17 protein-coding genes are annotated in these 21,498 nt (G+C 66.0%); 7 read left to right on the forward strand and 10 right to left on the reverse strand.

What is annotated here, in order from left to right; translation table 11 throughout:
• The first annotated feature begins 9 nt into the window (after nt 1-9).
• Nucleotides 10-522 (forward strand): NUDIX hydrolase, encoded by a 513-nt coding sequence (locus NFE57_RS12985; RefSeq protein WP_252136036.1) that lies wholly within the window; start codon nt 10-12, stop codon nt 520-522.
• A gap of 118 nt (nt 523-640) precedes the next feature.
• On the opposite strand, the gene NFE57_RS12990 is transcribed toward NFE57_RS12985, so the two are convergent.
• Both NFE57_RS12990 and hrpB read right to left on the reverse strand, forming a co-directional pair.
• On the reverse strand, nt 641-922 hold the full coding sequence (locus NFE57_RS12990) for an ETC complex I subunit (protein ID WP_252136009.1): 282 nt from the start codon (nt 920-922) through the stop codon (nt 641-643).
• Between the two features lie 26 nt (nt 923-948).
• Nucleotides 949-3,480: an ATP-dependent helicase HrpB gene (gene hrpB / locus NFE57_RS12995; RefSeq protein WP_252136010.1), complete on the reverse strand. Its 2,532-nt coding sequence runs from the start codon at nt 3,478-3,480 to the stop codon at nt 949-951.
• A 220-nt stretch (nt 3,481-3,700) separates the two neighbouring features.
• Here hrpB and ligA point away from each other — a divergent pair, with 220 nt between their 5' ends.
• On the forward strand, nt 3,701-5,836 hold the full coding sequence (gene ligA, locus NFE57_RS13000; RefSeq protein WP_252136011.1) for an NAD-dependent DNA ligase LigA: 2,136 nt from the start codon (nt 3,701-3,703) through the stop codon (nt 5,834-5,836).
• A 162-nt stretch (nt 5,837-5,998) separates the two neighbouring features.
• Nucleotides 5,999-8,533, forward strand: a complete 2,535-nt coding sequence (locus tag NFE57_RS13005) for a TonB-dependent receptor (protein WP_382280621.1) — start codon at nt 5,999-6,001, stop codon at nt 8,531-8,533.
• 67 nt (nt 8,534-8,600) lie between these two features.
• Here the strand turns inward: NFE57_RS13005 and NFE57_RS13010 are convergent, their stop codons facing one another.
• The 3 genes from NFE57_RS13010 to NFE57_RS13020 are packed head-to-tail and all read right to left on the reverse strand — an operon-like array spanning nt 8,601 to nt 12,833.
• Complete coding sequence (locus NFE57_RS13010; RefSeq protein ID WP_252136012.1) at nt 8,601-9,950, reverse strand: PepSY-associated TM helix domain-containing protein; 1,350 nt, start codon at nt 9,948-9,950, stop codon at nt 8,601-8,603.
• Nucleotides 9,947-12,271: a TonB-dependent receptor gene (locus tag NFE57_RS13015; RefSeq protein ID WP_252136013.1), complete on the reverse strand. Its 2,325-nt coding sequence runs from the start codon at nt 12,269-12,271 to the stop codon at nt 9,947-9,949. The genes NFE57_RS13010 and NFE57_RS13015 overlap by 4 nt, the downstream gene beginning before the upstream one ends.
• 52 nt (nt 12,272-12,323) lie before the next feature.
• On the reverse strand, nt 12,324-12,833 hold the full coding sequence (locus tag NFE57_RS13020) for a hypothetical protein (RefSeq protein ID WP_252136014.1): 510 nt from the start codon (nt 12,831-12,833) through the stop codon (nt 12,324-12,326).
• A gap of 111 nt (nt 12,834-12,944) precedes the next feature.
• Between NFE57_RS13020 and NFE57_RS13025 the strand changes: the two genes are divergently transcribed.
• Together NFE57_RS13025 and NFE57_RS13030 are read left to right on the forward strand one after the other, a co-directional pair.
• Complete coding sequence (locus NFE57_RS13025) at nt 12,945-14,081, forward strand: sensor histidine kinase (RefSeq protein WP_252136015.1); 1,137 nt, start codon at nt 12,945-12,947, stop codon at nt 14,079-14,081.
• Nucleotides 14,078-14,875, forward strand: a complete 798-nt coding sequence (locus NFE57_RS13030; RefSeq protein ID WP_252136016.1) for a LytR/AlgR family response regulator transcription factor — start codon at nt 14,078-14,080, stop codon at nt 14,873-14,875. Before NFE57_RS13025 ends, NFE57_RS13030 begins: the two co-directional genes overlap by 4 nt.
• 258 nt (nt 14,876-15,133) lie before the next feature.
• On the opposite strand, the gene NFE57_RS13035 is transcribed toward NFE57_RS13030, so the two are convergent.
• Nucleotides 15,134-15,397 (reverse strand): hypothetical protein, encoded by a 264-nt coding sequence (locus tag NFE57_RS13035; RefSeq protein ID WP_252136017.1) that lies wholly within the window; start codon nt 15,395-15,397, stop codon nt 15,134-15,136.
• 328 nt (nt 15,398-15,725) lie between these two features.
• Between NFE57_RS13035 and NFE57_RS13040 the strand changes: the two genes are divergently transcribed.
• Nucleotides 15,726-16,478, forward strand: a complete 753-nt coding sequence (locus NFE57_RS13040; RefSeq protein WP_252136018.1) for an isocitrate lyase/PEP mutase family protein — start codon at nt 15,726-15,728, stop codon at nt 16,476-16,478.
• A gap of 34 nt (nt 16,479-16,512) precedes the next feature.
• Here the strand turns inward: NFE57_RS13040 and NFE57_RS13045 are convergent, their stop codons facing one another.
• The 3 genes from NFE57_RS13045 to NFE57_RS13055 form a co-directional block, all read right to left on the reverse strand.
• Complete coding sequence (locus tag NFE57_RS13045; RefSeq protein WP_252136019.1) at nt 16,513-17,658, reverse strand: alpha-L-fucosidase; 1,146 nt, start codon at nt 17,656-17,658, stop codon at nt 16,513-16,515.
• Between the two features lie 177 nt (nt 17,659-17,835).
• Nucleotides 17,836-18,105, reverse strand: a complete 270-nt coding sequence (locus NFE57_RS13050; RefSeq protein ID WP_252136020.1) for a DUF3297 family protein — start codon at nt 18,103-18,105, stop codon at nt 17,836-17,838.
• 207 nt (nt 18,106-18,312) lie between these two features.
• Nucleotides 18,313-18,693, reverse strand: a complete 381-nt coding sequence (locus tag NFE57_RS13055) for a hypothetical protein (RefSeq protein WP_252136021.1) — start codon at nt 18,691-18,693, stop codon at nt 18,313-18,315.
• Nucleotides 18,694-18,848: 155 nt separating this feature from the next.
• On the opposite strand from NFE57_RS13055, the gene NFE57_RS13060 reads away from it, so the two are divergent.
• Nucleotides 18,849-19,268 carry an EVE domain-containing protein gene (locus tag NFE57_RS13060; RefSeq protein WP_252136022.1) on the forward strand — a complete coding sequence of 140 codons (420 nt, stop codon included), beginning with the start codon at nt 18,849-18,851 and terminating at the stop codon, nt 19,266-19,268.
• Between the two features lie 228 nt (nt 19,269-19,496).
• Here NFE57_RS13060 and typA read toward each other — a convergent pair whose 3' ends face one another.
• Nucleotides 19,497-21,329 carry a translational GTPase TypA gene (typA, locus tag NFE57_RS13065; protein WP_252136023.1) on the reverse strand — a complete coding sequence of 611 codons (1,833 nt, stop codon included), beginning with the start codon at nt 21,327-21,329 and terminating at the stop codon, nt 19,497-19,499.
• Between the last annotated feature and the right edge of the window lie 169 nt (nt 21,330-21,498).

A 21,498-nucleotide genomic window follows, 5' to 3' on the forward strand; every position in this document is an offset into this window, starting at 1 on the left:
CCGACGGACATGGGGCCGGTCGAGACCGTCTGGCAGGGCCGGTTCATCGCCGCCAGGCGCCAGGGAAAGTGGGAATATGCGGCGCGGGCGCGGGGGATACAGGCGGCGGTGATCCTGGCGATCGACGCGGGCGACGTGATCCTGGTCGAGCAATATCGCGTGCCGCTGGGGCGCCAGTGCCTCGAACTGCCCGCCGGACTGGTGGGCGACGAAACCGCGGGGGAATCGGCTGAAACATCGGCGGCGCGCGAGTTGGAGGAAGAGACCGGTTACCGGGCGGCACGCATCGAGAAGCTCGGCTTCTTCTATGCCTCGCCGGGGATGGTCTCGGAAGGATTCACGCTGGTGCGCGCGCACGGGCTGACCAAGGTCGGCCCCGGCGGCGGCGATGGTGACGAGCAGATCATCGTCCATCGCGTGCCGCTGGCCACAATCGCCGATTTCGTGGCCACGAAGCGCGCCGAGGGGCTGGCGATCGACGTCAAGCTGCTGTTGCTGCTGGCGCCGTCGATCTTGGGATAGTGCCCACACGAACCCGATCCGTTCGCCCTGAGCTTGTCGAAGGGCCGCTCTTTTCTTCGCGACCGGGTGAAGAACGGTGCTTCGACAGGCTCAGCACGAACGGAAAGCCGTGGTCTGCTTACCGGAAATTGTCGGCATAGGCCTGGAGCTTGAGCGTCCTGGTGGGCGCGGGCGTCACCGTGAAGGGCAGCCCCTCGCGATCGGCATAGGCTTTGGCAGCCTCCAGACTCGCGAAGCTCATCAGCACCTGCTCGCGCGTATCGCCCGAGCCGGCCCAGCCGGTGAGCGGATCGGGGCGCTTGGCCTCGGCAGGCTCGAATTCGACCACCCAGCTATCGGTGCGAAATTTGCCCGACTGCATCGCATTCTTGGGACGCTGGTAAATCCGTACGCTCGGCATTGTAGCTCCTTGGTTCGGCCAAAGCCTTAGCGCGGTTGCTTGCCCCTTGCATCCGCCTTTTTGGTCCTGAGGGTTGCCGCAGCGGCGGCAGGGTCGTCGGGCCAGGGGTGCCGGGGGTAGCGCCCGCGCATCTCCTTGGCCACCGCGCCCCAGCTTCCGGCCCAGAAACCGGGCAGATCGCGTGTCGTCTGGATCGGGCGGCCCGCCGGCGAGGTGAGGCTGAGCACCAGCGGCACGCGCCCGCCCCCGACATTCGGATGTGTGGCCAACCCGAACAGCGCCTGCACGCGCAGATCGACGCGCGGGCCACCCTCGGCTCCATAATCGATCGCATGACTGCTGCCCGCGGGCGATTCGAAGCGCGGCGGCGCGAGCCGGTCGATCGCCTGCAACGCCTCCCAGCCGATGACCCCGCGCAGCGCATCGGTGAGCGCACCGGAATCGACCTGATCGAGCCGGCGCTTGCCGGTGAGGAGCGGCGTAAGCCATTGGTCGGCACGATCGAGCAGCGACGCGTCGTCGAGCCGGAGATCGGCGCCCCCGTGCTGCGCGGCGAACTGCGCGCGCGCACGCAACGCCAGCGCGGTATCGCTCCACGGGAGAAGATCGAGGCCGTGAGCGCGGACGCCGTCGAGCAGTGCGGCGGCGATCTCGTCGGATCTGGCGTCCGAATCGGGGCCGCTGGCCAGCCGGATCGCGCCGAGCCGGCGTTCGCGCAGCGCCTTTACCCCGCCTGTCGCCGGATCGAAGGTGACGCTGCGTCGGACCTCGATCCGGGCGCCGAACAACGCCTCGACCGTCGCGGCATCGATCGGTGCGGCCGAGAGAATGCGCGCGCCCGATGCCATCCCCTGCGTCTCGGCGACCGCGAGCCATTCGTGGCGGGCGAGCGATGCGGCGGGATCGAGCCGGAACCCCCGGCCGCCGACCGACGCCCAGGTCTCACCCGACGAATCGCGGCGGCGCGCGACGCGATCGGGGAAGGCGAGGGCAATGCAGGTGGCGACATCATCTCCCCTCCCTCGAAGGGAGGGGCTGGGGGTGGGTTGATCCTTGCGAAGGTCTCGTGGGCGGCCACCCACCCCCAACCCCTCCCTTCCAGGGAGGGGAGCCAGATGTGCCCACCGCTTGGCCAGTGCCCGCCCGGCCTCGGCGCGCTTGCCCTTTTCGGTGCGCCAGCGGCGCAGGCGGGTGTCGAGATCGGGGTCGGGGCCGCCCAACCCGCGCTCACCGAGCAGGACGGCGACCTCGGCGGCGGTACGCGTGAGGCCGAGGTCGGCGGTAGCGACGAGCATATGGCCGAGCCGCGGCGGCAGCGGCAGCGCAGCGATCGCGCGGCCGTGCGCGGTCGGGCGGCCATCGGTGTCGATCGCGCCCAAGCTCGCAAGGCGGGTTCGGGCCTCGGCGATCGCGGCCTCGGGCGGCGGATCGATCCAGTGGAGAACGCGCGGATCGGCGACGCCCCACAAGGCGCAATCGAGCGTCAGCGCCGACAGATCGGCTTCGAGGATCTGCGGCGGATCGAAGCGCGGCAACCCCGCCGTCGCGGCTTCTTCCCACAAGCGGTACGCGATCCCCGGCCCCTGTCGCGCGGCGCGGCCCGCGCGCTGGGTGACCGCGGCCTGGCTCGCGCGTTCGGTGACGAGCCGTGTCATCCCCGCCGCGCGATCGTAGCGCGGGCGCCGCGCGAGCCCCGAATCGACAACGATGCGGATACCGTCGAGCGTCAGGCTGGTCTCGGCGATCGCGGTCGCGAGCACGACCTTGCGGGTGCCGGGGGCGGGCGCGATCGCCGCGCGCTGGGCGGCGGGATCGAGGCTGCCGTGGAGCTTGTGGACGACCACGCCTTGTCCCAGCCCCTCAAGCCGTTCGGCGGTGCGCTCGATCTCGGCGACGCCCGGCAGGAACGCGAGCACCCCGCCCTCCCCCTCGGCCAGCGCGGTGCGCACGGCAGCGGCGACCGATTCCTCGATCCGGGCTTCGGCGCGGCGGCCGAGATAGCGGCATTCCAGCGGGTACGAGCGGCCCTCGCTCTCGACCACCGGACAATCGCCCATCAACGTGGCGAAGCGCGCGCCATCGAGCGTCGCCGACATCGCGACCAGCCGCAGATCGGGGCGCAATGCGGCCTGCGCGTCGAGCGCGAGCGCCAACCCGAAATCGCTGTCGAGGCTGCGTTCATGGACTTCATCGAACAGCACCGCCGAGACCCCGGCCAGTTCGGGATCGGCCTGGATACGGTTGACGAAAATGCCCTCGGTGACGACCGTGACGCGCGTTTTCGCCGAGCGCTTGCTATCCATCCGCGTCGCATAGCCGAAGGTCTCGCCGGCGCGCTCGCCCGCCTGGCCAGCCATCCGTTCGGCAGCGGCGCGCGCGGCGAGGCGGCGCGGGCTGAGCAGGAGGATCTCGCCGGTGCACCAGGGCTGACCGATCAAGACGGGGGCGACCGCGGTGGTCTTGCCCGCGCCCGGCGGCGCGACCAGCACCGCGTTCGCGCGCTGGGCGAGCGTCGCGAGCAGATCGGGCAAGACGGCCTGAATCGGCAGCATCGTCATCGGCTAAGTTGACAAAGTTGACGGTTGCGAAGGGGTAGCGCGGCCCCCGCCGCCAGCTGGCGATCAGGCAAGAGAAAGGGGGCGCACCACATGGACCCGCCTGTGCCACACATGGCCGCTTGTAGGACAGCGCGAATGATCCGGAATCGCACGCGACGACCGGAGAAGCGGCGACAGGATGGTATTTCCCTCGCCCCCATTCCGGTCTAGCGGTTCGCCCATGGCCACGCCCCTGCCCGCAACCGACGACACCGCCACAGCCGAACTCGAACGGCTGGCGATCGAGATCGCGCGTCACAGCGCGCTGTATCATACCGACGACGCGCCCGAGATTTCGGATGCCGATTATGACGCGCTCGTGCGCCGTAACAGCGCGATCGAACAGGCGTTCCCGCACCTGATCCGCGCCGATTCGCCAAGCCGTCTGGTGGGCGCGGCGCCCGCGGGGCATCTGACCAAGGTGGCGCATGCGCGGCCGATGATGAGCCTCGACAACGCCTTTTCCGACGCGGAGGTCGAGGATTTCGTCGCGCGCGTGCGCCGCTTCCTGCGGCTGGCGGACGATGCGACGGTGGCGCTGGTCGCCGAGCCCAAGATCGACGGGCTGTCGTGCTCGCTGCGCTACGAAGGCCGGCGGCTGGTGCAGGCGCTGACGCGCGGCGACGGTCAGGTCGGCGAGGACGTGACCGCCAACGTGCGCACGATCGGCGACATTCCCGCGCAACTTCCTGCCGATGCGCCCGAAACGTTCGAGGTGCGCGGCGAGGTCTATATGGGCAAGGCCGATTTCGCGGCGCTCAACGCGCGGCTGCTGGCCGAGGCCGAAGCAACAGGCGACACCGGCAAGGCGCGGCAATTCGCCAACCCGCGCAACGCCGCCGCCGGATCGCTGCGCCAGAAGGATGCGAGCGTCACCGCGGCACGGCCGCTGCGCTTCCTCGTCCATGGTTGGGGCGAGGCCAGCGCGCTGCCCGGCGACACGCAAGCGCAGGTGATCGGCACGATCGGGCGCTGGGGCTTTCCGATCGCGCAAGGGTTGCGCCGGGTCGAGAGCGTCGCGGACGCGCTGGACGTTTATCGGGCGATCGAGGCAGCGCGCGCCGATTTGCCGTTCGATATCGACGGCGTGGTCTACAAGGTCGATCGGCTCGACTGGCAGGCACGGCTGGGGCAGGTCGCCAAGGCGCCGCGCTGGGCGATCGCGCACAAATTCCCCGCCGAGCGCGCGCAGACCACGCTCGAGCGGATCGACATTCAGGTCGGCCGCACCGGCAAGCTCACCCCGGTCGCGCGGCTCGAGCCCGTCACCGTGGGCGGCGTGGTCGTCACCAACGCGACGCTCCATAATGCTGACGAGATCGGCCGGCTCGGCGTGCGGCCCGGCGACCGCGTCGTCATCCAGCGCGCGGGCGACGTGATCCCGCAGATCGTCGAGAATCTGACGCGCGACATCGCGCGGCCAGCCTGGCATTTCCCGACGCACTGCCCCGAATGCGGATCGGCCGCCGAACGCGAGGTGGACGAGGTCGACTGGCGGTGCTCGGGCGGGTTGATCTGCCCCGCGCAGCGCGTCGAACGGCTGCGGCATTTCGCGTCGCGCAACGCGCTCGATATTCGCGGGCTCGGCGCGCAGCAGATCGAGGATTTCTATCGCGACGGGCTGATCCACAGCCCGGCCGACATCTTCCGCCTGTCCGAGGACGCCTTGCGCGCACGCAAGAAGAGCGGCGAGGTGTGGGCCGAGAATTTGCTCCAGGCGATCGACGAGCGGCGCACCCCGCCACTCGACCGGTTTCTGTTCGCCCTGGGCATTCGCCACGTCGGTGAAGTGACCGCGCGCGATCTCGCCCGACGCTACGGAAGCTGGGGGTCGTTTCGGTCGATGATCGATCGCGCCCTTCGCAAGTGCACAACGATTGTTCCCGCGCTTGGGGAGAGCGACGACAAGCTGGCGGCGCGCCTCGCCAAGGAACTGGTCGCGATCGTCGAAACCCCCGGCGTGGGCCCCGAAGTGGCCCGTGCGCTGGTCGATTTTTTCGCCGAGCCGCACAACGATGCGGTGGTGGCGGATCTGCTCGGCCAACTGACCCCCGCCGATGTTATCCATGAGACTCGCGCATCCGAAGTATCAGGGAAGATTCTAGTTTTTACCGGCAGCCTCGAGTCGCTGAGTCGCGACGAGGCGAAGGCCCAAGCCGAAAAGCTGGGCGCACGCATCGCCGGATCGGTCTCTGCCAGGACCGATCTGGTGATCGCCGGACCGGGCGCCGGATCGAAGCTGAAAAAGGCTGCAGAGCTTGGGATTCGCGTGATCGACGAGGCCGAATGGGCCGCGATCGTGGCCGCTGCACAGTGATGCAATTTTGCAACGCAACATAACTATGGGACGAACCGACCCCGGGGTGGATTGACTGTCACCCAAAGGAAATATTTCGAAGGCAGGGGCTCATCCGTGATGTCGGGTGACGAGGGCCCGCCACGAAAAACAACTCCTTACTCCTCGGGGGATTTGACCAAGATGCGTATGACCTTTCTCACCGGTGTGGCGTTTGCCGCGCTGACCGTTCCGGGCGCGGCCCTGGCCCAGTCGACCGGATCGGTGGATTTCGACAATGAGATCGTCGTGACCGGCGAGCGCGCCAGCGATGTCGGCGGCGTCAAGGTTCCCGACACCACCAAGGCCAAGGCGGTGCTGACGCAGGAATTCATCGAGCGTCAGGTGCCCGGCCAGACCGTCAACGACATCATCAACATGGTGCCCGGCGTCAGCTTCCAGAACAACGATCCGTTCGGATCGGCGGGCGGCAAGATGTACATCCGCGGTTTCGACAACAGCCGCATCAACCAGACGTTCGACGGCGTGCCGCTCAACGATTCGGGCAATTACGCGCTCTATTCGAACCAGCAGCTCGACCCCGAACTGATCGAGCAGGTCAACGTCAATCTGGGCTCGACCGATGTCGACAGCCCGACCGCCGCCGCGTCGGGCTCGACCGTCAACTACCGCACGCGCAACCCGAGCGAGGAATTCGGCGCCAAGCTGGTCGGCTCGGTCGGCGATTTCAGCTTCTTCCGCATTTTCGGCATGGTCGATACCGGCGTCTTCACCCCCTGGGGCACGCGCGCTTTCTTCTCGGCGAGCAGCGCCACCAACGACACGGTTTACGGCAATGTCGATCAGCCGACCTTCAAATCGCGTAAGGGCGGGATCAACAAGCAGCAATATAACGCCAAAATCTATCAGCCGCTGGGCAACAATGGCGACTTCGTGTCGGTGGCGGGCCATTATAACGAGAACCGCAACAATTTCTTCGGTTCGGTATCGCTGCGCACCGATCGTGCCGTGCCCGGCGGCTTCCCGCAGACCCGCGACGCGCGCGATTACGGCATCGCGCGCTGCCAGATCAACAATACCGCCACCCCCGGCGTCGCCGACGCGGCGAATAGCTGCGGCTCGGCGTTCGACGAGCGGTTCAACCCGTCCAACACCGGCAATATCCGCATCAATTCGCGCTTCACGCTGACCGACGGGCTCGTGCTGACGGTCGACCCGAGCTATCAATATACCAAGGCCAATGGCGGCGGCACCGTGGTGGCGCAGGAAGGTTTCCGCGACGTCGATCCGGGCGCCGGCACCTCGCTGCAAACCGGCTATATGAGCGGCGCCCCCTATTTCGGGCGCGACCTCAACCGCGACGGCGATATCCTCGACACGGTGCGTCTGCTCGCGCCGAGCCAGACCCAGACCCACCGTTACGGGCTGATCGCGGGGCTTCGCTACGAGATCAACGCCGATCACACGCTGCGCGCTTTCTACAGCTACGAACGCGCGCGCCACCGGCAGACCGGCCAGGTCGGCCGGCTCAAGGCCGATGGCTCGCCGGTCGATGTCTTCCCGGTCAACGATCCGATGGTTGATGTGAACGGCAACGTCCTGCAGAAGCGCGACCGCAAGTCGATCGCCAGCCTGAACATGTTCGGCGGCGAATATCGCGGCGAATTCGGGGCGCTGACGGTGCAGGTCGGCGGCGCGTACAAGATGTTCAAGCGCGACCTGAACAATTATTGCGCGACCTCGAGTGTGACCGGCTTCGTCGAATGTTTCGGCACCAACGACGCGGGCCTTGCCGCGTGGCTGGCTGCCAACCCGACGGTGACGACCGGCCCCGGCGTCATCTCGCCGGTGCAGGGCCCGCAGCAGCGCATCCGCAAGTACAACAAGTTCACGCCCAACGCCGGCGTGACCTTCGATTTCACCAACGCGCTCAGCATGTTCGCCAATTATTCGAAGGGCGTGCAGGTGCCGGGCACCGACAATCTCTACAACGCCTTCTATTTCCCGGCGAACACACCGTCGGCCAACCCGGTTCCCGAGACGACCGACAATTTCGACGGCGGCCTGCGCTATCGCAGCAGCAAGGTGCAGGCGCAGCTCGGGCTGTGGTACACGATCTTCAAGAACCGGCTGGCGTCGTCCTTCGACCCCGAAACCGAGCGCAACGTCTATCGCAACCTCGGCCGCGTCGACAAATACGGGATCGATGCCAGCATCGCGTATCAGCCGATCCCCGAATTCCAGATCTACGTCTTCGGTTCGTACCTGAAGTCGAAGATCAAGGACGACGTGCTCAACGGGACCGACGCCAATGGCGATCCGATCTTCGCGCTGACCGAGGGCAAGCGTGAATCGGGCTCGCCGGTCTATACGATCGGCGGCCGCGCGCAGGGGCGGCTCGGCCCGATCGAACTGGGCGCGCAGGTCAAGCGCACCGGCCAGCGCTACGTCAACGACCAGAACCTGCCGCTGACGATCGGCGGCGTCGAGGTCTACGGGGCCAAGGCACCGGCCTATACGCTGGTCGATCTCGACGCGCGCGTCGGGCTCGACTGGGCCGGGCTGGGCGACAAGACCTATCTCCAGCTCAACGTCGTCAACCTGTTCGACAAATTGTACGTCGGCGGTTTCGACGGCCAGCTTGCCGTCAATACCGCGCCCAACGTGCAGATCGGGTCGCCGCGGACGTTCATCGGATCGATCGTCGTCAGCTTCTGATCGCCGCGCACCAGCACAAGAGAGCCGCCTCCGGAACCATCTGGGGGCGGCTTTTCTTTTGAGGCGATCAGGCGGCGCCGAGCCCGAGCCAGCGGCGCGGACCGGGGACGCGGCGCAGCAGCGTCCGTTCGACGACCAGCACCGCGATCAGCGTCACGCCGAACAGCGGCAGCGCGATGCCGAGCAGGCCGATGCCGCCCACCAGCGCCCAGCCGAAGCGCGGGCGGGACAGCGGCAGCGGCGCGCCGAGCAGCCCGGCGGGGCGGCGCCGCCACCACATCACCGCGCCCGACACCGCGAGCGTGACGAGCAGCAGCGCGGTGAGCGTGCCCGCGATCTGGTTGGCGATCCCGAAATACGCGCCTTCGTGGATCGCGATGCCATAGCCGACCAGCCGATCGATCCAATGGCGCTCGGCGAAATCCTTGCGCGCGAGCACCGCCCCGGTGGTGCCGTCGACGATCACCTGCGCGCGCAGCGGGCGGTTGGCGGCATCGGACGACACCGTCCAGCCGGGCTTGCCCGCAAGCGGCGGCGCGATCAGCACCGGCGGCGCGAGCGCGAGCGGACGCGCGGTGTGGATGACGCGCGCGAGATCGCCGGGCGCGGGCGCGCGGTGCGCCATCGCCATGCCCATATGCTCGGCATGATCGCCGAGCATCGGATCACTCGCCGGGGTTTCGGGGGCCTTGCCGCCGATCGTCCAGTCGATCGGACCATCGGTGGCGCCCGCCATCGTGCGGATTTCGCCGAGATAGCTGCCCCATGCCTGCGCCCAGGGCAGCCCCGTCACGATCAGGAAGCACGCCGCGACCGCGACCCAGATCCCGGCGACGGCGTGAAGATCGCGCCAGAATACCCGGCCACCGCGCTTGAGCCGCGGATAGACCACCCCGGCGAGCCCGCGCCGTCCGCGCGGCCACCACAGATAGAGGCCGGTGAGCAGCATCACGATCGCCCAGCACGCCGCGATTTCGACCAATACACTCCCGAGCGGCCCTGCAAGCAATTCGCCGTGGAGGTGGAAGACGAGCCTGAGCGGGCGCTGCTCCTCAACCGCGACCTTGAGCACCTGTGCATTGGCGGGGTGCACATAGACGCGGCGCTCGATGCCCTGCTTGCCGACCAATATCTGCACGGCCTGATCGGGGGTGTCGGGAAGCTGGTATTTGTGCAGGCTCGCCCCCGGCACCGCCCCCAATGCGGCGGCGATCTGCGCATCGGGTGTGACCGAGGGCGCACCGGCGGCGACATGCGCATAGGGCCGATCGAGCCACGCCTCGATCTGCGGCCCCCAGGTATAGATCGTGCCCGTCAGCGCGAGCCAGATCACGAACGGAATGCAGAACAGCCCGGCATAGAAATGCCAGCGCCACACCGCATTGTACCAGCGCGTGCCGGGGGCATGGACGCTCATAATTTCACCCCCGCTTCGACGAAGAAGGTGCGCTGCGGATAAGGGTGGAACACCCAGGCACGATCGTTGGTGAGATTGTTGACCCCGCCCGAGAAGCGCAGCCGCTCGGTCACGTCGAGATTGGCCTTGAGATCGAGCGCGAACAGTTCCGAGGTATAGCCATAGGTGTCGCCGCGCAGCAGCCCGTCGAGATCAGTATTGGGGCGGCTCGCATAGCGCGCGCCGACCACGGCCTGCACATTCGGCAGCAGCCGCCAGCGCAGATTGCCGTTCAGCCGCCAGCGCGGGATGCGCGGGAACTGGACCCCGACCGAGGCGGGATCGGCGCGGTTCTTCGCGGTGATCGCATCGATCCACGCCGCATTGGCATCCACATCGAGCCCATCGAGCGGCCAGTTGCGCGCCTCGGCGATCAGTTCGACACCGATCTGGCGGGTGGCGTCGATATTCTTGAAGCTCGCGGTCGAGACGCCGTTCTGGTTGAAGCCGATGAAACTGAAGATCGCATCGCGCACCCGCTGGTAGAACAGGCTCGCGGTCAGCGTGACCGGGCCGATCGGGTGGCGGACGAGCAGATTGGCGTCGCGGCTCTTCTCGGGCTTCAGATCGGGATCGAAGCTGTTCTGGTTGAAGCTGCCGTCGCCGTTGAGCGAGCCCTGAAACAGTTCGCCCACGGTCGGGAAACGGGTCGCGGTCGCAAGGCTCAATTCGGCCACCCAATCGGGCGTAAAAGCGTGGCGCAGCGACAGCTTGGGGCTGAACGCCGATTGCGCGCGCGTGGCATACAGGCGGGTGGCATAATCGGCCCCTGCCCTTCCGGTGAGCCCGCCATCGAAGGCGCGCCACCAATCCACGCGGGCCCCCAGCGTGAGCAGCGTATCCGCGCCGAGTTGGATCGCATCCTCACCGAACATTCCGATCATGCGCGTGCGGCCGAAGGTACGGGTGCGCAGCACGCGCCCGGTCGCGGCGCGCCAATCGTCGGTGGCGAACACGCTCTGGTCGGTTTCGTAGCGATTGGCGTTGAGCCCGACCGCGATATCGTGCGCACCAAGGCGGCGCGCCGCGACCAGATCGCCGGTCAACCAGCCGGTCGGCCCCTGATCGGTGAGTTGCCCCGCGCCGTTGGTGACGCCCGCCTGCCAGCCGTTCGACGTCCGGCTCGACTGGTTGGCAAAACGCAATGTCGAGAGATTGGCGCGCACCGTGAAGCCCGCGACCGGCGCCTCGATCCGCACGCCCGCGAGCCATTCATCCTTGTCGGCAATGCCGAGCCGGAAGGTCGTGGCGGGATCGAACGTCCAGCTATGGCCGCCGGTGCTGACGACACGCACGGCGTCGCCGTAAAAGGGCGCCCCGGTCGCATCGCGCAGATAGGTTTGCGGATCGAGCATGGTTTCGCGGTTCCACCAATAAGCGACCAGCGCCTCGGCATGGAAGCCGCCGCGATCGTAACGCAGTTGCGCACGCGCCTGATCGTGCCGTGCCGTGACGGGCGAATAATCGCCCGCGACAGGCGCGACGATGGCCCCCGTGCCGCTGATCGGCACGCCCGCGGGATCAGCGATCGCGCCGGTGATCGGGGTGCCCGCAGCGGGATCGCCGTAGAGCGCCGCCGCATAGCCGAGCTGATAGAATTGCTGCGGCTGGCCGGTATTCTCTAGCTGGCGCACCGACACGCGCAGCCCCCACGGGCTGTCCGCCGGTTTGAGCACGAACCCCGCCTCGGCCGCATAACCGTAATAGGTGTCGCGGGTGGCATATTGGCGATAGGGCTGTGCGAAGCCCTGCACCGTGCCGAAGGCCGAGGTTTCGGTGGGCGCGCGGGTGGTGATGTTGACGATGCCGCCCATCGAATTGCCCGCATAGCGCGCCGAATAGGGGCCGTAGACGACATCGAACTGCGCGACCTCGGTGGGCGAGACGATTCCCCAGGCCGGCGGATAGCTGAACGAATTGCCGAGGAAGTTCGACACTACGAAACCGTCGACCATCACCAGGCTGCGCGCCGATTGGGTCGAATGCGTGCCGCGAAAGCCCGGCACCGCATTGTTGTCGCCAATGAAGCGCGTGCGCACGAAGAAATCGGGCGCGTATTTGATCAGATCCTCGGTGTTGGCGGCGTTGACTCCGGCGAACTGGGCGTCGCCAAGGCTGACCGACAGCCCACGCGGGACAATCGTGATCGGCATGTTCTTCTGCCCGACGACGAGGATGTCGCGGCCGGGATCGGCGGGCGCATCCTGCGCGTGGACGGGTGCCGCGGCGAGCGCCGACAGCAGGACGAGCGCGCTGAAGTGCGCGCGGTAACGAATATTCATGAGGACTCCTTGCTCAACCAGCAACGGACGCGCGGGAGGCGCGCCCGGACGGTCAGGCGAGAAGCGGTGGCCCGGTGGGCGGCGGGGGCGGCGCGGCGAGCCCGTGGCCAACGGTCGTGACCGCCCGCACCGGCGCGCGGGGTTGTACCATCGCCGGGACAACAGCGGGAGCAAGCACCAGATCGGGGAGCGACGCGGCAAGCCCAAGCCCGGCAAAGGTGCACGGATGGCTGCCGTGATCGTAGAGCGATGCGTGATCGTGCGATGCGTCGACGGTGGCGGCGCCAGCGTGATCGCCATGCGTCACCGCCGGTTCGGTGTGGGCGGTCGCGTGATCGCCATGGCCGGTGGCATGGTGTGCGCCATCATGATCGTGCCCGGCCGGCGCGGCGACCGGATCGAGCGGCCCGGTGCCCGAGCAGAGCGTGAGCCGCACCGTGCCCGCGGTATCGGTGATCGGCATCCAGCCTTCGGGCACGCCCATGCGCACCAGCACCGCGCAGGCGAACAGCACGATCATCAGGTGGCGCTGGAACGCCGTTACGGGCCGAAACGCCTGCATGTCCGCGCCATGCCATTGTGGCGGCGCCACCGCAATCGGCCCGATTGTCCCGCCCCGCGCGGCGCGTGCCCCTTCCCGCCGCGCGGCGAGCCGTTATATGCAAGCGTTACCATGCGCGCGCCCCGCCCCATCCTTCCCGAGTTGAAGCCCGGCACGACGCCGGGGATCTTCTCGCGGCCGTTCTTCGAGGACAAGAACCGCGCGTTTTGGATCCTCCAGGGCGCGGGGTGGCTGGGCTATCTGCTGCTGCGCACCGTCGTGAGCATTTCCAACGGCTTCGACCTCAAGATCATCGTCAATGCGGTGATCGAGGCGATCATCGGTTATTGCATCACATTGCTGCTTTCGACGCTGTTCGGTTTCTATCGTCGTCGGCTGCCGCAGATCACGGGCATTTTGCTCTCGCTGGCGACGCTGGCGGCGGCGACAATGCTGTTCGCGGTGCTCGACGCGTTCAATTTCTCGCTGTCGAGCGACCAGCCCGGCGTGACGCTGACGCGCGCGATCGGGGCAACCTATATCGCCTTCATTTCGCTGACCGGCTGGTCGGCACTCTATTTCGGGATCAATTACTATCTGATCGTCGAGGATCAGATCGACCAGCTTTCCAAGCTCGAGACGCAGGCCTCGACCGCGCAGCTCGCGATGTTGCGCTATCAGCTCAACCCGCATTTCCTGTTCAACACGCTCAATTCGATCTCGACGCTGGTGCTGCTCAAGCAGACCGAGCGGGCGAACGCGATGCTGAGCCGGTTATCGTCGTTCCTGCGTTATACCCTGGCCAACGAACCGACCGCGAACGTGACGCTGGCGCAGGAGGTGGAGACGCTCAAACTCTATCTCGAGATCGAAAAGATGCGGTTCGAGGAACGATTGCGCCCGCAATTCGATATCGACCCCAAGGTAGAGAAAGCACGGCTGCCGTCGCTGCTGCTCCAGCCGCTGGTGGAGAATGCGATCAAATATGCGGTAACCCCCAAGGAAGAAGGCGCCGAAATCGTCGTCAAGGCGCGGCTGGCCGGAGACAGAGTGCAGATCACCGTGACCGACACCGGTCCGGGGTTGCGCGAAACGAAAACACGCCCAAGCCTTTCGACCGGGGTTGGGCTGACCAATATCAGGGACAGGCTGGCGCAGGCATTCGGGCCTGACCACCGATTTGAGACGAGATCGAACCGCGGGGGAGGGTTCGGGGTGGACATTGAAATTCCGTTCCAGCTCGAGGAACCGACAAGAGAGGCCGCATGACGATCAGAACGATTTTAGTGGATGACGAGTCACTGGCGATCCAGGGGCTGCAATTACGGCTTGAGAGCCACGATGATGTCGACATCATCGACACCTGCACCAACGGCCGCGAAGCGATCCGGTCGATCAAGACCAACAAGCCCGACCTCGTCTTTCTCGACATCCAGATGCCCGGTTTCGACGGCTTTTCGGTGGTCCAGGGGTTGATGGAGATCGAACCGCCGCTGTTCGTGTTCGTGACCGCTTATTCGGATCACGCGATCCGCGCCTTCGAAGCGCAGGCGGTCGATTACCTGATGAAGCCGGTCGAGGAAGCGCGGCTAGCCGATACGCTCGACCGCGTCCGGCTGCGGCTGGCCGAGAAGCGCAACGTCGAGGAAATCGAGAAGCTCAAGGAAGTGCTCGCCGAGGTCGCCCCCGAGGCAGCCGAGCATATGGGCGACGGCGGCGAACTCGCGGCAAACCGGTTCGAGAAACTGATCAACATCAAGGATCGCGGCCAGATTTTCCGCGTCGACGTCGATACGATCGAAAGCGTCGAGGCGGCGGGCGATTATATGTGCATCAAGACCGGCGACAATACGCTGATCCTGCGCGAAACGATGAAGGATCTGGAAAAGCGCCTCGATCCGCGCCGCTTCCAGCGCGTCCACCGCTCGACGATCGTCAATCTCGACCTCGTCCGGCAGGTCAAGCCGCACACCAATGGCGAATGCTTCCTGGTGCTCGATTCGGGCGCGCAGGTGAAAGTCAGCCGCTCGTATCGCGACGTGGTCGCACGGTTCGTTCACTAAGTCGGTCTGGCTCTAACAAAACCGGACCGACTCTGGATGATCTTTCGTTTGCCGCGATTTCCGAGTCGCCAGATGATTCCATCTGGCTCGACATCACTCTAGGCACCGGCCCCCAACGCCAAAAGAATGCCGCGCCCGCCCGCCGGATAAAGGGGGCGACGGGCGCGGCAGGTTGGGGGTTCCGCCACGGCGCGGCACATGGCGCCGATGGCGGAAATCTGACGGACGAAGCGCAAGGGGGCCGCGCCCGCCTCCCGGTTATTTCCTGGCGACGATCTTCACACCGTGTTCAGCCCATTCCGCCTGAGTCAGGCATGGATCCTTGGGCAGATCGGCACGCTTGTCCTTGGGCGCGGTGCTGCGCGGAAGGCAGACTTTGGTTATTTCGGGCGTGAAATACTTGGCCGATACCTCGATGATGCGGTCCTTCGCCATCGCCGTGGCGGGCAGCAGGCCGGTGCCGAGCAGGGTTGCAGCGCCGGCGAGGACGATCAGGCGGGCGGGAACCGAAAGCTTGGACATCAGAATTCTCCTTGGACGCGGTGACATCTGAGACAGGCCAGGGCCCGCCTACAGCCGTGGCACTGCATTAATGATGCCAAACACCAAAAGCCGCGGACAAGCACCACCACGCCGTCACGAAAGCACAAGAAAACGCCGAATTGTGGGACCAGGTGCGAAAATCTGGCCATGTGGCCAATCGCCAGTGTCGGCGCCACCGTTCGGAACCGGACACAATCGCGCGCTTATGGTCAATCGCGTCGCCCGCCCCTCCCGATCATGACTTTAGCAACCGGGCCGATCGCGAATCCTGTATCGTCGCACGGGCACGACTCGACGCGGAGGCTGCATGACCGACCTTTTCCAGCGCTTCGCGGCGCTCCACCTTCCCGGAACGCCGCTGATCCTGTTCAACATCTGGGATGCCGGCAGCGCCGCGGCGGCCGAGCGCGCAGGTGCCAAAGCCATCGCCACCGGCAGCGTCTCGGTGGCGACCGCGCAAGGCTTCAGCGATGGCGAGAATTTGCCGATCGACGCGGCGCTCGCCAATGCGCACCGGATCGTCGAGACCGTGACGCTACCGGTCACGGTCGATTTCGAGGGCGGCTACGCGGCCGATCCCGAGGGCGTGGGGAGAAACCTCGCCCGGCTCGCCGCGACCGGGGCGATCGGCGCCAATGTCGAGGATCAAATGGTCGGCGGCGTTGGCCTGTACACCGTGGCCGCGCAGGCCAAGCGGATCGCCGCCGCCCGCGCGGCTGTGGGGGCCAGTTTCTTCATCAACGCGCGCACCGACATTTTCCTCAAGGCCAAGCGCGAAACGCACGACGCGGCGATGGTCGATAGCGCGATCGAACGCGCGCATGCCTATGCCGGAGCGGGTGCGAGCGGTTTCTTCGTACCGGGGCTCGGCGATCTCGCGCTGCTCGAACGCGTCTGCCGCGAATCGCCGCTGCCGGTGAATTTCATGGCCTATCCCGGCGCGCCCTCAGCAGCCGAGGTCGCGCGGACGGGCGTCGCGCGGATCAGCCACGGGCCGTTTCCTTATTATCTGGCGATCGAAGCGTTCGAAACCGCTGCCCGCACCGCGCTGACCCCGTGAAAGCCGTTTGCGCAGCGCGGGCAAGGCGGCCTCGTCAGATCGCCATGCCGAGCCGGTCGATATTCCGGCGCAGGCGCATCAACGCCGCCACCGAGGCGGTGGGGATCAGCCCGTGGCGATCGGGCGGCACATCGAGCAACAGATTGGTGCCGCGCGAGCGCGCCGTCAGATACATGCCGAGCAGTTCGGGGTCGCTGCGCGGCATATCGCCATCGACGAAAAACCATTGCTTGCCGATCGGATCGCACACCTCACCCGGCATGTAATAGCGCCTGTTTTCAATGCTCTGCCACGCGACATGGCCGGTGTGGCTATTGGGCAGAAAGCGTTCGATCGCGATCAGATCCGACGGCCAGGCATAGCTGATATTATAGTTCGACCCATCGCCGACGCCGCTGTTCATCATGACCACGGCATCGGGCTGAAGCTCGGCGATCCGGCCGTAGAGTTGATTGCGGAAACCGCGCGGCAGGACGCCCGGAATATCGATCCAGACCTCACCGATCCGGCCGTATTGCGTCAACAATTCCTCGATCTGGCGCATCTGGAAATCCTGATACGCCCGCGTGGTATGCGCGCGCAGATACCAAGCGTCATATTGGCCTTGGGCCGCCTTGAATTCCTTGCCGTCCGACGGCGTGATCGAACCGAAGCGGTTGTGATTGTCCCACGAGCAATAATAGAAGCCGGGCATCACCCCGCGGCGATCGCACGCACGCACGAACGCCTCGACCACATCGGTCCGGTTACCGCTGGTCGCGACGCTGTAATCGGTGTGTTTGCTCGGCCACAGGCAGTGGCCGGCGACGTGTTTTACGGTCAGCACCGCATATTTCATGCCCGCATCGCGCGCGACGCCGACCCATTGATCGACATCGAGGCGATCCGGTGCGTAGCGCGCCGAAGGGGTATTGCCGCTCGACAATTCGGCACCATCGAAGGTGCTCATCCCGAAGTGGATGAACATGCCGTAGCCGAGCTTTTCCCAGGCGCGCAGTTTCTCGATCGGCAGCCGCTGCGCACCGCGCTCATCCACCGTGCCGGGAGCGGGCGATGCGCCGGGACCGGCCAGCGCCGGTACCGTCTGCTGGGTCGCCAGTGCCGCGCGCGGCGCCGAGGCCGCGACACCGCCGAGCGCCCCCGCGCCCAGCACAGATCGTCTCGAAAACCCCTCGGTCACCAACCCCTCCCCAATAATCATATTTTATGAATTATCAGTCAGGCGCTGGGGAACAAGCCAGATTCGGCGATCCCGACGATCGGGCGATCGCAAATCCGGCGAACGCAGATGGCAAGGCGACGCACCGAGCAGGCGCATGCGTCGCCACACTTCGGCACGGGCTCCGTCCCGAGCGCGTTACGCCGGCGAGGTCTCGCTCGCCTTGTCGGCATCGAGGAACCACGCCTCGACCGCGCCGGTCAGCTTGATCGTCAGCGGCCGGCCGTGACGATCGACCTTCTTGCCCAGCGCGACGCGGACCCAGCCTTCGGACATCGAATATTCCTCGACATCGGTGCGCTCGACACCCTTGAAGCGGATGCCGATGCCGCGCTCAAGCACGGCCTGGTCGAAATGCGGGCTGGCGGGATCGATCGCGAGCCGGTCGGGGGGCGAATCAGTGGTCATGACTGCGCTTTTGACGCGAAAACGCCGCCGATACCAGAGCCCGTATCGGCGGCGCGCGCGTGACGCGGGATGCGCTTCACCCCCACATCCCCGATCGGATGCTTAGAGTCGGCCCGGTTCTCATGGACCGGGCCAACTCTGAATTATCTTTTGTTTGCCGTAACTTCCGATTTGCCAGATGATGATTCCATCTGGCTCGAAATCACTCTAGCGGCAGACACGCACCCGGACGTGGCGGCCGTAATAGGGATCCCAGCGGCGCTGCGTGTAGCAACGCGGACGATAATCACGGTAGCGATACGAATAATAACGCGGCGGCGGCGCGTAATAATCGCGGTCATAATAACCGCGATCGTCGTAATAGCGGTCGTCATAGTAACGATTGTCGTAGCGATCATTGTCGCTCGACGCGATCGCGGCGCCGACGCCGAGACCGATGATGCCGCCAACGATGGCCGCTGCGGCGGCGTCGCCGCCATGATGATGGCGATCGCGATGCCAACGCTGCGCCTCGGCAGGGGCCGCCACCGTCAACGCGGTGGCGCCGAGCGCGATGGCAAGACCGGCCTTCTTCAAAAAGGATTGCATGGATGACCTCCGGGTAACGCTGCCAAGCGGGGAATATGCAAAAACAACGCGCATTCCCGTTCGGTGTTTCCTTCTGTATCGAGTGGCTGCTGAACTCGCGCGGAACGCGCCGTTAAGCGCCGGTTTAACCGGCCCCACCCCGAATTGAGGCACGAATGGCGTATTGGCTGATGAAATCCGAACCCGACGCATATAGTTGGGACGATCTGGTGCGCGATCATGGCACCGAATGGGACGGCGTGCGCAACAACGCCGCCGCGCTCAACCTGCGCAAGATGGCCATCGGCGATCGCGCCTTTTTCTACCACAGCATGACCGACAAGGCCGCCGTCGGCGTGATGGAAATCGCGCGCACCGCGCAGCCGGATGGCGATGAAGGCCGGTGGGTGTCGGTCGCGGTCAAGCCCGTCGCGCCGCTCGCGCGGCCGGTGACGCTCGCCGAGATGAAGGCGACGCCCGCGCTCAAGGACATGGCGACGATCCGCCAGTCGCGGCTGTCGGTATCGCCCGTGACCGACGCCGAATGGGCGACGATCATGGCGCTGGCGGCGCGGGCCGCGCCGCTCAGGAAATAGGTTCAGGCCGCGCCGAAAGGGGTGGTTTCTCGCGATCCGGAGCGCAGCGTGCATCAGTACGCGCGCACCGGAAGCGCAAGAAACGGTCATTTGCAGGCGCGCATGGCCTGAAGATCGGTCGTCCCTGGAGTGATTCCGAGCCAGATCACATCATCTGGCGACTCGGAAACCACGGCACACAAAAGCTATTCCAGGGTCGGTCCGGTTCAATCAGAACCGGCCCCGCCGCTAGGCAGCGTCCTTCTGGCGCGACGCCTTCTTGCGCTCGTGCGGATCGAGGTGGCGCTTGCGCAGGCGGATCGACTTGGGGGTCACCTCGACCAGTTCGTCGTCGTCGATATAGGCGATCGCCTGTTCGAGCGTCATCCGCCAGGGCGGGGTCAGCCGGATCGCATCGTCCTTGCCGCCCGAGGCGCGGAAGTTGGTAAGCTGCTTGGCCTTCATCGGGTTGACTTCGAGATCGTCGGTCTTGGCGTTCTCGCCGATGATCATGCCTTCGTAGAGCGGGTCACCCGGCGCGACCATCAGCACGCCGCGTTCTTCAAGGAAACCAAGCGCATAGGCATTGGCCTCACCGCTGCCGTTGGAGATCAGCACGCCGTTCTTGCGGCCGATGATATTGCCCTTGTACGGCCCGTATTTCTCGAACAGCCGGTTCATGATCCCGGTGCCGCGCGTGTCGGACAGAAATTCGCCATGATAGCCGATCAGGCCGCGCGAGGGCGCGGAGAAGGTGATCCGGATCTTGCCGCCGCCCGAGGGCCGCATGTCGGTCATCTCGGCCTTGCGGGTCGCCATCTTCTCGACGACGGTGCCCGAATATTCGTCATCGACGTCGATCACGACGGTCTCATACGGCTCCTCGCGGCCGGCCTCGCCATCGCGGAACAGCACGCGCGGGCGGCTGATGCCGAGTTCGAAGCCTTCGCGGCGCATCGTTTCGATCAGCACGCCCAACTGAAGCTCGCCGCGCCCGGCGACCTCGAACGAATCCTTGTCGGCGGCCTCGGTGATATGGATCGCGACGTTCGATTCGGCTTCGCGGAACAGGCGGTCGCGGATCATGCGCGACGTGACCTTGGTGCCCTCGCGCCCGGCCATCGGCGAATCGTTAACCGCAAAGCGCATCGACAGCGTCGGCGGGTCGATCGGCTGCGCGTGGAGCGGCTCGCTGACGCTGACGTCGGCGATCGTGTTCGCCACGGTGGCCACCGTCAGCCCGGCGAGGCTGATGATGTCGCCGGCCCTGGCTTCCTCGACGGGAACGCGATCGAGCCCGCGAAAGCTCATCAGCTTCGAGGCGCGGCCGGTCTCGATGATCTTGCCGTCATTATCGAGCGCGTGGATCGGCTGGTTGAGCTTCACCGTCCCGGTCGCGACGCGGCCGGTCAGGATGCGGCCGAGGAAATTGTCGCGATCGAGCAGCGTCACCAGAAAGGTGAACGGCGCATCGGGATCAACTTCGGGCGCGGGCACATGCTCGACGATCTTGTCGAACAGCGGCGCCAGCGTGCCTTCGCGCACACTGGCATCGGTGCCCGCATAGCCGTTGCGGCCCGATGCAAAGAGCACAGGAAAATCAAGCTGCTCGTCGGTCGCATCGAGGCTGACGAACAGGTCGAATACCTCGTCGAGCACTTCCTGCGCGCGCCCGTCGGCACGATCGATCTTGTTGACGACGACGATCGGCTTGAGCCCGAGCGCCAGCGCCTTGCCGGTGACGAACTTGGTCTGCGGCATCGCGCCTTCGGCCGAATCGACGAGCAGGATTACGCCATCGACCATCGACAGAATCCGTTCGACCTCACCACCGAAATCGGCGTGGCCCGGAGTATCGACGATGTTGATGCGAGTGGTGCCGTGCGCCCCTTCCCATTCGATCGAGGTGCATTTGGCGAGGATCGTGATCCCGCGTTCGCGTTCGAGATCGCCCGAATCCATCACGCGCTCGTCGACGCGCTGGTTGTCACGGAAGGTGCCGGACTGGCGAAAGAGTTGATCGACGAGCGTGGTCTTGCCGTGATCGACGTGGGCAATGATCGCCACGTTGCGTAGGGGCATGGGCATTTCCTGGAAAGAGGTGCGTGCGCCATATCGCAATTGCTGCGTTGCGGGAAGTGCGCATGAAAAGCTGGCGTCTCATCGCCCGCGGCGCTAGCTAATACCCAAGAAAACAAGAAAATATTCTGCCCGGGGGCAACATGAGGGGACGAACGACAGGCGAATTGTG

The sequence above is a fragment of the Hephaestia sp. MAHUQ-44 genome, assembly GCF_023806085.1.
Taxonomy (GTDB): Bacteria; Pseudomonadota; Alphaproteobacteria; order Sphingomonadales; family Sphingomonadaceae; genus Sphingomonas.